This is a genomic window from Methylophilus sp. 3sh_L, assembly GCF_046766015.1.
Lineage (GTDB): Bacteria > Pseudomonadota > Gammaproteobacteria > Burkholderiales > Methylophilaceae > Methylophilus.
This window is the reverse complement of record NZ_JBKOUF010000003.1, coordinates 67,282-80,166: the sequence shown is the minus strand read 5'-3', so window position 1 is coordinate 80,166 and position 12,885 is coordinate 67,282. Positions and strand designations below refer to the sequence as shown.

Here is a 12,885-nt window from a genome sequence, read left to right as displayed (position 1 = left end):
AATGGCGAACAGACTGACAAAAAAAACCAAATTCTTAATCATTGCGGCTGTATTGGTGGGTGTGAGTGCATGGTTCTGGCAACACCCTCGGCATCAGGCTGAGTTGGCAGAAAAACGTGCAAACCGAGCCGCTACCACACAGGACACCTCGGCTAATGCGCAGGCGCCAGCGGGCAAAGGCAAAGCGGCACTCAGTGTAGAAGTGACGCAGCCGATTAAAGTGCAATGGCCAATGACCCTGGTCCTGAACGGTAGCGTCTACCCTTGGCAGGAGGCCCTGGTCAGTGCTGAAATCGCCGGATTGCGTATCCAGCAAGTATTGGCAGATGTAGGGACCTCCGTGCGTCAAGGCCAATTGCTGGTGGTATTGGCTGATGATACTGTCAAGGCCGACTTGCAAAAACAGCTGGCTACCGTTGAAAAGGACAAGGCGGCGTTGGCCGAGGCAAAGAGTAACGCTGACCGCGCCCGTGAAATCAAGGACAGCGGTGCGTTGTCTGCACAAAAAATCAATGAATACATGATTGCCGAGCAAACGGCGCGCGCCAATCTCGCCTTGTCAGAGGCCGAACTGGAGAACCAGAAAATCCGGTTGCGCCAGACCAAAGTGGTGGCGCCCGATGATGGCGTCATTTCATCGCGCTCTGCTAATTTGGGCAATGTTGTATCTGCTGGCGCCGAGTTGTTCCGGCTGGTACGGCAAAACCGGATTGAGTGGCGGGGTGAGGTGAATGCGGATCAGCAAAATGTCCTGCACCCAGGGCAGGCTGTGAACTTGAGCCTGCCAGGGGGCAAGACGGTAGCTGGGACGGTACGGTTGATTTCGCCCACCGTAGATAACAATACCCGTAATGCCCTGGTGTATGTGGATATTCCCAAAGACAGCGCCAAGCCCGGCATGTATGTGCAAGGGCAGGTGGCTATCGGCCAGCAGCAGGGATTGGCCGTGCCACTGAGCGCTGTGACCTACCGCGATGGGTTTGCCTATGTCTTTGAACTGGCGGCAGCAGGTTCAGATGGCATCCGCAAGGTGGCACAACGCAAGGTGCAGACCGGCCGCACCCGCGACCAGTTGATAGAGCTGCTGGGCGGCGTAGAGGCCGGTACCGCATTGGTACTCAGTGGTGGCGCTTTTCTGAATGATGGCGACATGGTGAAGGTGGTCACTGTGGCCAAACGTGAGGCCGCGCAATGAACTTCTCAGCCTGGTCCATCCGTAATCCGGTTCCCGCCATTCTGCTGTTTGTGGTGTTGAGCTTTCTTGGCCTCAAGTCACTGAGTCAGTTAGGCAAACAGAATTTCCCTGATATTGAGTTGCCGGTCATTTCGGTGAGTGCCACCCTGGAAGGCGCAGCCCCGCCACAGCTGGAAACCGAAGTCGCCCGCAAGATTGAGGACAAGATTGCGACGATTGGGGGCATTGAACACATGACCACCAAAATCACTGATGGCAGTGTCAGCATCAGTGTACAGTTCACCATAGATACCAACAGTGAAGAGGCGCTGAACCTGGTCCGTAATGCAGTTGATAGCGCCCGCTCGGAGTTGCCTGCTGCAGTACTGACGCCTACGGTGTCAAAAGTGACCACTTCCGGTAGCGCGATCCTTACGTTTGTTGCTTCAGCCGACAATATGGATGAAGGCGAATTGTCATGGTTTGTTGATAACGAAGTCAGCAAGGCGATGCTGGCGGTGAATGGTGTCGGCAAAATCACGCGCACCGGTGGTGTAGACCGTGAAGTGCAGGTCAATCTTGATCCTGCCTTGATGGCGGGTCTGGGTGTCAATGTTAGCGATGTGTCCGTGCAGCTCAAACGCGTACAGCAAGATGCCTCAGGTGGGCGCGGGGATATTGGTGACAATATCCAGTCGGTACGCACACTGGGCGCCTTGCATAGCGCCGATGAAGTGCGCAATCTGGATATTCCGCTCGGAGATGGCCGTCACATTAAGTTGTCACAAGTGGCCGAGGTGATTGATACCTATGCCGAGCGGACCACCTATGCCAGCTACGATGGCAAACCGGTGATCCGCTTTGAAATTACCCGTAGCAAAGGCACCAGTGAGGTCACGGTAGCCAAAGATGTACGGGCCGCCCTAGACAAATTCAGGGTTTTGCACCCACAGGTAAAAATTGTCGAAGCGTTTAACATGGTCAAACCGGTAGAAGACAACTACCAGGGATCCATGCAGCTGCTGTATGAAGGGGCCTTGTTGGCCATTCTGGTGGTGTGGTGGTTTTTGCGCGACTGGCGCGCCACGATTATTGCAGCGGTAGCCTTGCCTTTATCCATGATCCCGACCTTTGCATTCATGCAATATTTCGGATTCTCGCTCAACATCCTCACCTTGCTTGCCATGGCGCTGGTCGTTGGTATTTTGGTGGATGATGCCATTGTTGAAATCGAAAACATTGTCCGTCACCTGCGCATGGGCAAGTCGCCGTATCAGGCGGCCATGGAAGCGGCCGATGAAATCGGGTTTGCGGTGATTGCGACCACATTTACGCTGGTGGCGATTTTTCTGCCAACCGCATTCATGGGGGGGATTCCCGGCAAATTCTTCAAGCAGTTTGGGATCACTGCGGCCATTGCCATCATGGGCTCGCTGGTGGTCGCGCGCTTGCTGACGCCGATGATGTCCGCCTATTTGTTGAAACCACATCCGGTCAAAGATGAGCAGGTCTCCAGCGTTATGCGCGGTTATTTGCGCAGTGTGGAGTGGTGTCTGCGCCATCGTAAAACCGTGATCCTGGCTTTTGTCGTGTTCATTATTGGTTCGTTAAGCTTGATGCCGTTGTTGCCTAAGGGATTTGTCCCTTCCTCTGACAGTAGCCAGACCAAAGTCAATATTGAGCTGCAGCCCGGCACCTCCCTTGAGCAGACACGCGAGGTGGTGAATCTTGCCGAGCAGATTGTTAAACAACACCCGGAAGTGAAAGCGGTGTTCAGCGCTGCCGGTACCGCCAGTACCGGAGGGGGTGGCCCCAACGCTTCACAGAATAGTACGGATGTGCGCAAGGGCAGCCTGGTGATTAGTCTGACAGACCGCAGTGAGCGTCATCAGAAGCAATCCGAAATCGAGGCCGAGTTGCGTGAGGGGCTCAAAGCGTTGCCAGGGGCCCGCGTCACCGTTGGGATCGGCGAATCTGGGGAAAAACTACAGATCACGCTGGCCAGTGATGATGGCATCGCGCTTAGCAATGCTAGCCAGCAGCTGGAAAAACAACTGCGCACCTTGAATGGCGTAGGCAATATTACCTCCAGTGCCAGTCTGCAACGGCCCGAAGTGCAGATTATCCCTGATATAGATAAAGCCGCTGAGCTGGGGGTGACGGTAGAGTCGATTGCGCAGGTGATCCGGATTGCGACCTCGGGTGACTTTTCCAACACCATGCCCAAGCTCAATTTGCCGCAACGCCAGGTCCCCATCCGGGTACGTTTGGGTTCCAGTGTCAGAACCAGCTTGCAAGAAATTGCCCAACTGCGTGTGCCGGCACGCAATGGCAGCGTTAGCCTGGAGACTGTCGCTACAGTGCGCATGGGCAGCGGTCCGCAGCAAATTGACCGTATGGACCGCATGCGTAATGTAACCTTTGATATCGAACTCAATAAGCGCCAGATCGGCGAGGTCTTGCGAGAGGTGCAGCAGCTGCCGGCCATGCAAACCCTGCCGCCTAGTGTCAAACAGCTGGAGTCAGGTGACGCTAAGCGCATGAATGAGTTATTTGCCAGTTTTGGTGGCGCCATGGTGATCGGCGTGATGTGTATTTATGTGGTCCTCGTCTTGCTGTTTGGTGACTTTTTGCAGCCTGTGACGATTCTCGGCGCACTGCCTTTATCACTGGGCGGCGCATTCTTTGCCTTACTGGTGACCCATAACAGCTTCTCCATGCCCAGTGTCATCGGCTTGTTGATGTTGATGGGCGTCGTCACCAAAAACTCGATCTTGCTGGTGGAGTACACCATCATGGCCCGAAAGGAACGTCAGTTAAGCCGGTTTGACGCCATTGTCGACGGCTGCCATAAACGAGCAAGGCCGATTGTGATGACCACAATTGCCATGGCTGCCGGTATGCTACCGATTGCACTGGGTTGGAGCGCAGACCCAAGCTTCCGCTCGCCGATGGCGATTACGGTGATTGGCGGTTTGATTACCTCAACAGTGCTGAGCCTGGTGGTGATCCCGGTGCTGTACACCTATGTGGATGATTTGCTGGGATGGTTGAGAGGCCTTGCACGCTGGGCTAAACGAAATAGCTGATAAAAGGGCGCGGTATGCGCCCTGCAGCAATTTTGAGTACATTATGATTGGCTGCGTGTTTCGCGTACTATCTGGATAATGATTGGCTATTTGGGTGCAAACGTAAACGCATCACTATAAAACTCTTCCTCTGGTAAGCCTTGCTTTACAAAGGTTTCCTTCGCAATATCCACCATGCCAGGTGCGCCGCAAGCGTAGACCTCAAATCCACTTAAGTCTGCGTGATCATCCAACACGGCTTGATGCACCAAGCCTCGGCGTCCTTCCCAGTCATCCCCTGCCTGACCATCAGAAATCACCGGAATATACTGAATATTAGGCATAAACTGCATCCAGCGCTGGCAGAGTTCATCCATATACAAGTCGCTGACTTGTCTGGCGCCGCGGTAGAGGTATACCGGACGCTGAATCTGGTTAAAGATCATGTGCTCTATCATGCCTTTGACTGGCGCAAAGCCGGTGCCACCGGCCACCATGATGATCGGTTTTTCATTTTGTTCGCGTAAGAAAAAGCTGCCGAGTGGAGCTTCAATGCGAAGAATTGTTTTCAAGGGCATTTCTTGGAACACTTGCTCGGTAAAGTGCCCACCGGCAATCTTGCGGATATGCAGCTCAAGAAAGCCTTTTTCATGCGGCGCGTTGGCAATTGAAAAGGCCCGGCGGCGGCCATCCTTGAGTATAAATTCGATGTATTGTCCGGCCATAAAGGTCAGTGACTCGGTGGCGGGCAGTTGCAGGTGCAGCACCATGACGTCGTCGCCTAGCTGTTCTTTATGTTGAATGCGCACCGGCAAAATACGTGGTTTGATGCCTTGCACTCTGTCTATTTGCCGGCATTCGATGACCAGGTCTTCGAGCGGTCTGGCACAGCAAAAAAGCGCCATGCCAGAGGCGAGTTCTGCATCGGTCAGTGCATTTCCCTGATAATCATCATGCATCACTTTGCCGGTGAGGACTTTGCCTTTGCAGGCGCCACAGGCGCCATTGCGGCAGCCGTAGGGGAGATTAATCCCGGCTTCAATGGCAGCCTCGAGCACAGTTTGGCTGGGGCGGACATCAAAGGTATGGCCGCTGTTTTCGATCAGGACACGGTTCATGAGGCGATATTTTCCAAGCGTTAGTCTTTGCGGGGTAAATGTACGACATTATCTACCGGTTTGTGGTCATGGACTTCGGTAAATTCACCTTCGATGACTTCGTCATTGGCGCTATGGCCATAACGGGTATGGGTTTGTTGATGCTGCCCGCTGACCGTGGGGTTGTTGGTGGGAATCAGCAGCAAAATGACGGCAATCACGTCGCTGATGACGCCTGGAATGAGCAGTAATACACCGGCCAGCATGTTTCTGGCGGTGGAAAAAATGGCTGCTACCGGGTTGCTACCACTGGTCATTTGCTGGAACATGCGCGCCGCCATGAGGTCTTTTTCACCGCGGATCAGTTTCAGGCCTAGATAGCCAATAATAATCAGATACGCCAATACCCACCAGCCATAGCGCTGACTGAGCTCGATCAGCACTGCTATCTCCAGAAACGGAAAAGCCAGTAGAATAGCAAGGATGAAAAAACGCATGTCAGAATCCTGTCTTTGAGTGAGCGCGCAATGACGCCAAAAGAGGAAATTATAATCGTGTTTACGCATGTGCCGAACAGGGCATGTGCCGAGCATATCGCGCAGACGCTGCTTACAGAGAAGTTGGCGGCGTGCGTCAATATTTCAAGTCCGGTGACGTCTATTTATCGTTGGCAAGGCCAGATTGAGCAAGCGGAAGAAATCGCCCTGAGTATTAAAACGACGCGCCAGGGCTATGCAGCCTGCGCGGCCAAGCTGAGGATGCTGCATACTTATGAACTTCCGGAGATTGTAGGCATCCATGTGAACGAGGGTTTGCCGGAATATTTGGCGTGGGTGGCGGCCGAGACAGGGATGCGGGAGTAATACGAATTGATCAAAAGTGGGTTTAAAGTAGTCTGCGTGCTGGTCATGCTGTGCATGATGGTGCTGCCTGTGCAGGCTGCGTCACAATTCTCAAAGCTGTTTACAGACGATGGCAGCGAAGATTTTCTGCCTGTCGACCAGGCCTTTAAGGTCGATGCTGCATACACTGATGCCACGCATGCCCAGATCAGGTTTACCATTGCACCGGGGCATTATTTGTATCGTGACCGCATTCAGCTTTTGCCGGCAAGCGACAACAATCAACTCAGTTTACCCGCTGGTGAAACCAAGCAGGACCCTAACTTTGGTGAACAGCAGGTGTTTCACAATGACACGGTTGCTGAGGTAAGCTTTGCCGGGGGTGCCCCTGCCACACTGACGGTGCGCTATCAAGGCTGTAGCGAGAAAGGCCTGTGTTATCCGCCACAAACCAAATCACTGGCGCTGGGTGCGGTCGCCCCAACTGACAATCCCCGTTCTGCAACGGTTGCTAATGAAGAGAGCGGTGACGAGTTTTCCGGCAAGCTGTTGGCATCTGGCCACTGGTGGCAGATTGTGGCCGGTTTCTTTGGCGCAGGCTTGTTGCTGGCATTCACACCTTGTGTCTTTCCTATGATTCCTATTTTGTCCGGCATTATTGTGGGGAAGAATGCCCATGTGTCCCGTGGCAAGGCTTTTACCTTATCGTTAGCTTATACCTTGGGCATGTGCCTGACCTATACCCTGGCTGGCGTTGCCGCTGGATTATCAGGCCAATTACTGAGTAGCGCATTACAAACGCCTACCGCTTTGATCAGTGGGGCGCTGATTTTTGTCCTGTTGTCTTTGTCCATGTTTGGATTTTACGAGTTGAAATTGCCCGGTGCCGTGGAAAATTATTTTTTCCAGTGGAGTAGCCGCTTTAAAGGTGGGCATCTGGCCAGTGATTTTTTGATGGGGGCGATTTCTGCACTGATTATCAGCCCTTGTGTGGCGGCGCCCTTAGCGGGTGCGCTACTGTATATCAGTCAAACCCATGATGTGGTGTTGGGTGCAGTGGCATTATTCTCGTTATCGCTGGGCATGGGTGTGCCACTTTTGTTGATCGGGGCCTCCGCAGGGTCGCTTTTGCCGAAGGCTGGTGCATGGATGAATGCAGTCCGCCGTTTGTTTGGCGTACTCATGCTGGGCGTGGCGGTGTGGATTGTCAGCCCTCTGCTGCCTGTACCTGTCCAACTGGTATTTTGGGCGGCATTGTGTATCGTGCCGGCGATCTACCTGCGCGCCATTGATCCCCTGCCAGCGGAGGCGGGGAATGTTCCCCGTCTCGCCAAAGGGTTTGCGGTCATGTTGTTGCTTTATGGTGCCGCTTTGCTGGTAGGGGCATGGTCAGGCGCGCGTTCGCCGTTGCAACCCTTGCAGGGGTTGGTGTCTGCCTCAGCTCAGGAGGTGCAGCCATTGCCATTCCAGCGTGTACAAACTCTGCAAGCGCTGGAGCAGGCAGTTGCCGCCGCAAACGGCAAGCTGGTGATGCTGGATTTCTATGCCGATTGGTGTGTCTCGTGCAAAGAGTATGAACAGTTTGTATTTAGTCAGCCTGAAGTGCGGGCGGCACTTAAGAATGTGGTGTTGTTACAGGCAGATGTGACTGAAAACAGGCCTGAAGATGCCGCATTGCTTAAACATTTTGAGTTATTTGGCCCGCCTGGGATTGTGTTTTTTGATCCACAAGGTCGGCCATTGCAGCCAGTGATCAAAGGCTACCAGGATGCTGCACAATTTCTCAAAAGCGTGCGTCAATTAACCTCAATCGCCCCGGAGAGCCCTGCAAATGCATAATATTGCACGCCTGGTCATGACACTGTTGCTGGTGGTGGTGCTCGGCAGTGGCTTCCGTTGGCTTTATCTGCACCGTGACCAATGGCTGACGCCGGTCTCGCAACAAACGGTAATCAGGGTGCCAGAGTCCTTGTGGAGTGTCAGCTTGCAAGATGATGGCGGCCGTGCTTATGCGTTTTCAAAGTTTAAAGGCAAGCCTGTGATTTTGAATTTTTGGGCAACCTGGTGCGAGCCTTGCCGGGAAGAAATGCCAGAAATCTCTGCACTGGCCGCGCAGCATCCTGAGATCGCAGTACTCGGTCTCGCCATCGATGAAGCGGCCGCTGTGCACGAGTTCATAGAAAGTACCCCGGTCAGTTATCCGCTCTTGATTGCCGAGAATGAAGGCATGCCCTTAGCTGAACAACTGGGAAATACTAAAGGGGTATTACCTTATACCGTTGTCATTTCTGCCCAAGGGGAAGTGACGCAAACTTTCTTTGGGCGAGTCAATCGCCAAATGCTGCAAAAAGCCCTTAACTTGCCCTGATTTTTCTCAATGCCCACTAGGCAAACCGCCAGCATATGGGCTGGGTTTGCTGCCTGATCCATTCAGTTTCTAGCCGTTTCGGCGACTTTCCATTTGCGTCAAATGGTGAATTTTACTGGACAAAATGCAATAACTTCGGCAAACTTCGACGCCATGAAGGTTGTATTTTTCTCTTTGAGAGGCATGGAAAAATGGGCGCCAAATCCATCCTGGTGATACATGGACCCAATTTAAATATGCTGGGGACACGTGAACCACAGCATTATGGCAGCCAAACGCTTGCAGATATCAACCAGCATCTGCAAGATTTAGCGCGCGCCGATCAGGTCCGTCTGGAAACCTTCCAGAGCAACTCCGAAGCCGACATCATAGAGAAAATTCACGCATTGTCTGTGAACAAGGTGGATTATGTCATTATCAATCCTGCCGCATTCACGCATACCTCTATTGCCATCAGGGATGCCCTCTCGGCAGTCAAAATACCATTCATTGAAGTGCATCTATCCAATGTGCATGCACGAGAGTCATTCCGGCATCATTCTTATTTCAGCGATCTGGCAACGGCCGTGATTTGTGGTCTGGGCGCAGAGGGATACTACGCCGCCTATCGCTACATCCAACAACACTAATAACATTAAAACATTTACATTCGAGGCTCTTATGGATTTACGCAAACTCAAAAAACTGATTGATCTGGTCGAGGAATCGGGGATTTCCGAGCTGGAATTGACCGAGGGTGAAGAGAAAGTACGTATCAGTCGCGCCATGGCACCAGGTGCGGCGCCCGTCACACAGTATGTGGCTGCCCCTGCGCCAGTCGCGGCGCCTGCAGCCGCAGCCCCTGCTGCTTCTGCTCCCGCCGCGGCCGCGGCAGAAGTGCTCGAAGGCAAAGTGGTGAAGTCGCCTATGGTTGGCACGTTCTACCGCGCCTCTTCTCCTGATGCGAAGCCGTTTGTCGATGTGGGCAGCAGCGTTAATACAGGGGATACGCTTTGTATTATTGAAGCCATGAAACTGCTCAATGAAATTGAAAGTGAATTTTCCGGTACGATTAAAAAGGTATTTGTTGAAAATGGCCAGCCTGTCGAATACGGTGAGCCTCTGTTCCTGATTGGTTAATCGTGATGGTTGAAAAATTACTGATTGCCAATCGCGGCGACCAGCAGTCCTCTGCGGGCTTCGCAGCAACCAAATTTAATTGTCTAGCGGCTATTGAGACGCGGAGTAAATAATGTTCGAGAAAATCCTGATTGCCAACCGCGGCGAAATAGCCTTGCGCGTGCAACGTGCTTGCCGTGAGTTGGGGATTAAAACGGTTGCGGTGCACTCTGAGGCCGACCGTGATGCCAAATATGTGAAGTTAGCCGATGAATCCGTTTGTATTGGACCGGCGCCCTCTGCAAAAAGTTACCTGAATATCCCGGCGGTAATCAGTGCGGCGGAAGTCACCGATGCGCAGGCAATTCATCCGGGGTATGGCTTTTTGTCTGAAAATGCAGACTTTGCCGAACGGGTTGAGCAAAGCGGTTTTGTGTTTATCGGCCCGCGTGCAGAGACGATTCGCCTGATGGGTGACAAGGTCTCGGCGAAAGATGCGATGAAAGCGGCAGGCGTGCCCTGTGTGCCAGGTTCGGACGGCGCGCTGAATGATGATCCAGCAGAAATCATTAAAACGGCGAAACGTATTGGTTACCCGGTGATTATTAAAGCTGCTGGTGGCGGTGGTGGTCGTGGCATGCGCGTGGTGCATACCGAAGCTGCTTTGCTGAATGCGGTGAATATGACCAAGGCCGAAGCGCAGGCTGCGTTTGGCAACCCCATGGTTTACATGGAAAAATTCCTGGAAAATCCGCGCCATATCGAGATCCAGATTTTGGCTGACCAGCATGGCAACGCGGTGTTCCTGGGTGACCGTGACTGCTCCATGCAACGTCGTCATCAAAAGATTATTGAAGAAGCGCCTTCTCCACTGCTACCCGCCAGATTGCGCGACAAAATCGGTGAGCGGTGTGCCGAGGCCTGCCGTAAGATTGGTTACCGGGGCGCGGGTACCTTTGAGTTCCTCTATGAAAATGGCGAGTTCTACTTTATTGAGATGAACACCCGTTTACAGGTGGAACATACCGTGACCGAAATGATCACCGGGATCGACCTGGTCCAGCAGCAGATTTTCATTGCGGCTGGCGAGAAGCTGCCTTTCCGTCAGCGCGATATCGTGCTCAATGGCCATGCCATCGAGTGCCGGATTAACGCTGAAGATCCTTACAACTTTGTGCCATCACCAGGCTTTATCAATCGTTTCCATATGCCGGGCGGCCCGGGCGTGCGCATGGATACCCATGTGTATGGCGGCTATACCGTGCCTCCGCATTATGATTCGATGATAGGCAAACTGATTACCCATGGTGCGACCCGCGAACAGGCCATTGCCAGAATGCGCGTGGCCTTGTCTGAAATGTATGTCGAAGGCATTAAAACCAATACGCCTTTGCATGCCGATTTGATGGCTGATCTTGCCTTCCAGCAAGGCGGCACCAGCATTCACTATCTGGAGCAGAAGCTGGGTATCAGCTCGAAATAATTTTGCATTGGCTGTTACTTAAAATTCAATCAACCGAGCCGCAAGCTGAGGCGCTCAGCGATGTGCTGATGGAGCATGGCGCATTGTCCGTCAGCATTGAAGATGCTCATGCGGATACCTTGGCCGAACAGGCGATTTTTGGTGAGCCGGGCGATCCACCGCCTGGTATCTGGCAACAAAATATTGTGACAGCCATGCTGGATGCAGAGGCGGATATACAAGATTTGTTGGCCAAGGTGCAAGCCGATCTGCAGCTGGATGGACTCAAATATCAGTTGGAGCAAATTGAGGAGCAGGACTGGGTGCGTGCTACGCAAGCGCAGTTTGATCCGATCCGGGTGACTGATCATTTGTGGATTGTGCCTTCTTGGCATGAGGCGCCGAATGCGGGTGCGATTAATATCGTCTTGGATCCAGGCCTGGCATTTGGCACAGGGAGCCATCCGACGACACATTTGTGTTTGAGCTGGCTGGCGCAGTTGCCAGCAGCGCTATTGCAAAGTGCCAATGTCCTTGATTATGGTTGTGGGTCCGGTATTTTGGCGATTGCCGCTAAAAAGCTGGGTGCCAAAACAGCCACAGGTGTTGATATTGATCCGCAGGCGGTGATTGCGAGCCGCGATAACGCGCTGAATAACCAGATTGAAGCGATTTTTTATGATTCTGCGGAGTATCTGCACGAGCCATTCGATCTCGTGGTCGCCAATATCCTCTCCAGTGCCTTGATGGTACTGGGCCCCGTGATTGCCAAATCTTGCAAAAGTGGCGGCAAAGTTGCATTATCCGGCATATTGGAAAGTCAGCAGGAAATGCTGCTGGCACATTATGCAGAGTGGTTTGAAATGGATGTCCCCATCCAGCAAGATGGATGGGTCTTGCTGACGGGAACCAGAAAATGTCCTTGATTACGGCCTGCCCGGCCTGCCAAACACAATTCGAAGTCACTGACGAGCAGTTGCAGGCCTATGCAGGCAAGGTGCGTTGCGGTGAATGTGATCATGTGTTTGATGCACGTTCGCATTTAGTCTCTTCAGATGCAATGCTCGCTACTGAAGAGCATGCACATTTAGGAGCACCAGCTGCTAGTGAAGCTGCCGTCTACTTTAATGTGAGTGCCGAGGCCGCACAGACGCATCCTGTCCCCGATGTGCTGCTTGAAGAGTCCCTGCCGCCGGATTTGACTATTCAGCCTGACGCGCAGGTTGAGCCAGATATCCCGGCTTTTCTACGCGATGTTTCGCTTGAGGACGAGCGCCCACAGGCGCGCGCAACGTCTTCGAGTCCCTGGCTATATGGTCTGTTTTCTGCCATTCTTTTGCTGGTGCTGGGTTTGCAAACCCTGTATTTTTCACGCACGACGCTGGCAGCCAGCTACCCGCAAACCAAGCCAATTTTGCAAACGCTATGCAAGCCATTGCATTGTGTATTGGGCTTGCCTCAAGAGATTACGCAATTAACGATTGATGATGCAGATATTCAAGAGCACAAGACACGTGAGGGAGTGTTGGTGTTTTCCAGCGTGCTCATGAATCACGGTGAGGTGGTACAGGCGTATCCGATGATAGAACTGACGTTGACCAATACGGCAGATGAGCCGATATTGCGTAAAACGCTTAAGCCGCAAGACTATCTGCCCAAAACCGTGGATGCCAGCAATGGCTTGGCTGCCTTGCAAGAGCAGTCCGCCAAAGTGTTGTTAGGGGTAGACGAAAAACTGGTAACCGGTTTTCGCGTTGCCATTGCCTATTAGTGGTT

The 12,885-nt window shown here is 52.8% G+C and carries 12 protein-coding genes; 10 read left to right on the top strand and 2 right to left on the bottom strand.

The genetic code is table 11. The features are described from left to right. Window position 1 precedes the first annotated feature (1 nt). Entirely contained in the window at window positions 2–1,195 is a 1,194-nt protein-coding gene (locus ACIDF8_RS08105) for an efflux RND transporter periplasmic adaptor subunit (protein WP_412010117.1), read from the top strand. Beyond that, window positions 1,192–4,263, top strand: a complete 3,072-nt coding sequence (locus ACIDF8_RS08100) for an efflux RND transporter permease subunit (RefSeq protein WP_412010116.1) — start codon at window positions 1,192–1,194, stop codon at window positions 4,261–4,263. The genes ACIDF8_RS08105 and ACIDF8_RS08100 overlap by 4 nt, the downstream gene beginning before the upstream one ends. Window positions 4,264–4,349: 86 nt before the next feature. On the opposite strand, the gene ACIDF8_RS08095 is transcribed toward ACIDF8_RS08100, so the two are convergent. Both ACIDF8_RS08095 and ACIDF8_RS08090 read right to left on the bottom strand, forming a co-directional pair. Continuing rightward, on the bottom strand, window positions 4,350–5,360 hold the full coding sequence (locus ACIDF8_RS08095) for a CDP-6-deoxy-delta-3,4-glucoseen reductase (protein ID WP_412010115.1): 1,011 nt from the start codon (window positions 5,358–5,360) through the stop codon (window positions 4,350–4,352). A 20-nt stretch (window positions 5,361–5,380) separates the two neighbouring features. Next, a complete protein-coding gene (locus tag ACIDF8_RS08090; RefSeq protein WP_412010114.1) occupies window positions 5,381–5,836 on the bottom strand; it encodes an FxsA family protein in 456 nt (151 codons plus the stop codon). A 30-nt stretch (window positions 5,837–5,866) separates the two neighbouring features. On the opposite strand from ACIDF8_RS08090, the gene cutA reads away from it, so the two are divergent. The 8 genes from cutA to ACIDF8_RS08050 all read left to right on the top strand — a co-directional run bounded on the left by cutA (window position 5,867) and on the right by ACIDF8_RS08050 (window position 12,880). Continuing rightward, window positions 5,867–6,202 carry a divalent-cation tolerance protein CutA gene (cutA, locus tag ACIDF8_RS08085; RefSeq protein ID WP_412010113.1) on the top strand — a complete coding sequence of 112 codons (336 nt, stop codon included), beginning with the start codon at window positions 5,867–5,869 and terminating at the stop codon, window positions 6,200–6,202. Window positions 6,203–6,247: 45 nt separating this feature from the next. Then, complete coding sequence (gene dsbD / locus ACIDF8_RS08080; protein ID WP_412010363.1) at window positions 6,248–8,020, top strand: protein-disulfide reductase DsbD; 1,773 nt, start codon at window positions 6,248–6,250, stop codon at window positions 8,018–8,020. Further along, entirely contained in the window at window positions 8,013–8,549 is a 537-nt protein-coding gene (locus ACIDF8_RS08075; protein WP_412010112.1) for a TlpA family protein disulfide reductase, read from the top strand. The genes dsbD and ACIDF8_RS08075 overlap by 8 nt, the downstream gene beginning before the upstream one ends. Before the next feature lie 191 nt (window positions 8,550–8,740). Continuing rightward, complete coding sequence (gene aroQ, locus ACIDF8_RS08070; RefSeq protein ID WP_412010111.1) at window positions 8,741–9,178, top strand: type II 3-dehydroquinate dehydratase; 438 nt, start codon at window positions 8,741–8,743, stop codon at window positions 9,176–9,178. Between the two features lie 31 nt (window positions 9,179–9,209). Further along, window positions 9,210–9,668, top strand: a complete 459-nt coding sequence (gene accB / locus ACIDF8_RS08065; RefSeq protein ID WP_412010110.1) for an acetyl-CoA carboxylase biotin carboxyl carrier protein — start codon at window positions 9,210–9,212, stop codon at window positions 9,666–9,668. Window positions 9,669–9,780: 112 nt separating this feature from the next. Beyond that, window positions 9,781–11,130 (top strand): acetyl-CoA carboxylase biotin carboxylase subunit, encoded by a 1,350-nt coding sequence (gene accC, locus ACIDF8_RS08060; RefSeq protein ID WP_412010109.1) that lies wholly within the window; start codon window positions 9,781–9,783, stop codon window positions 11,128–11,130. A gap of 2 nt (window positions 11,131–11,132) precedes the next feature. Beyond that, a complete protein-coding gene (gene prmA, locus ACIDF8_RS08055) occupies window positions 11,133–12,035 on the top strand; it encodes a 50S ribosomal protein L11 methyltransferase (RefSeq protein WP_412010108.1) in 903 nt (300 codons plus the stop codon). Continuing rightward, on the top strand, window positions 12,026–12,880 hold the full coding sequence (locus tag ACIDF8_RS08050) for a DUF3426 domain-containing protein (RefSeq protein WP_412010107.1): 855 nt from the start codon (window positions 12,026–12,028) through the stop codon (window positions 12,878–12,880). The genes prmA and ACIDF8_RS08050 overlap by 10 nt, the downstream gene beginning before the upstream one ends. Window positions 12,881–12,885: the final 5 nt, after the last annotated feature.

What these genes read in the sequence shown, in the direction of transcription:
- ACIDF8_RS08075 (WP_412010112.1), top strand. Translation starts at nt 8,013, where the DNA reads ATGCATAATATTGCACGCCTGGTCATGACACTGTTGCTGGTGGTGGTG.
- ACIDF8_RS08095 (WP_412010115.1), bottom strand. Translation starts at nt 5,360, where the DNA reads ATGAACCGTGTCCTGATCGAAAACAGCGGCCATACCTTTGATGTCCGC.
- accC (WP_412010109.1), top strand. Translation starts at nt 9,781, where the DNA reads ATGTTCGAGAAAATCCTGATTGCCAACCGCGGCGAAATAGCCTTGCGC.
- ACIDF8_RS08090 (WP_412010114.1), bottom strand. Translation starts at nt 5,836, where the DNA reads ATGCGTTTTTTCATCCTTGCTATTCTACTGGCTTTTCCGTTTCTGGAG.
- accB (WP_412010110.1), top strand. Translation starts at nt 9,210, where the DNA reads ATGGATTTACGCAAACTCAAAAAACTGATTGATCTGGTCGAGGAATCG.
- cutA (WP_412010113.1), top strand. Translation starts at nt 5,867, where the DNA reads ATGACGCCAAAAGAGGAAATTATAATCGTGTTTACGCATGTGCCGAAC.
- ACIDF8_RS08050 (WP_412010107.1), top strand. Translation starts at nt 12,026, where the DNA reads ATGTCCTTGATTACGGCCTGCCCGGCCTGCCAAACACAATTCGAAGTC.
- aroQ (WP_412010111.1), top strand. Translation starts at nt 8,741, where the DNA reads ATGGGCGCCAAATCCATCCTGGTGATACATGGACCCAATTTAAATATG.
- ACIDF8_RS08105 (WP_412010117.1), top strand. Translation starts at nt 2, where the DNA reads ATGGCGAACAGACTGACAAAAAAAACCAAATTCTTAATCATTGCGGCT.
- dsbD (WP_412010363.1), top strand. Translation starts at nt 6,248, where the DNA reads ATGCTGTGCATGATGGTGCTGCCTGTGCAGGCTGCGTCACAATTCTCA.
- ACIDF8_RS08100 (WP_412010116.1), top strand. Translation starts at nt 1,192, where the DNA reads ATGAACTTCTCAGCCTGGTCCATCCGTAATCCGGTTCCCGCCATTCTG.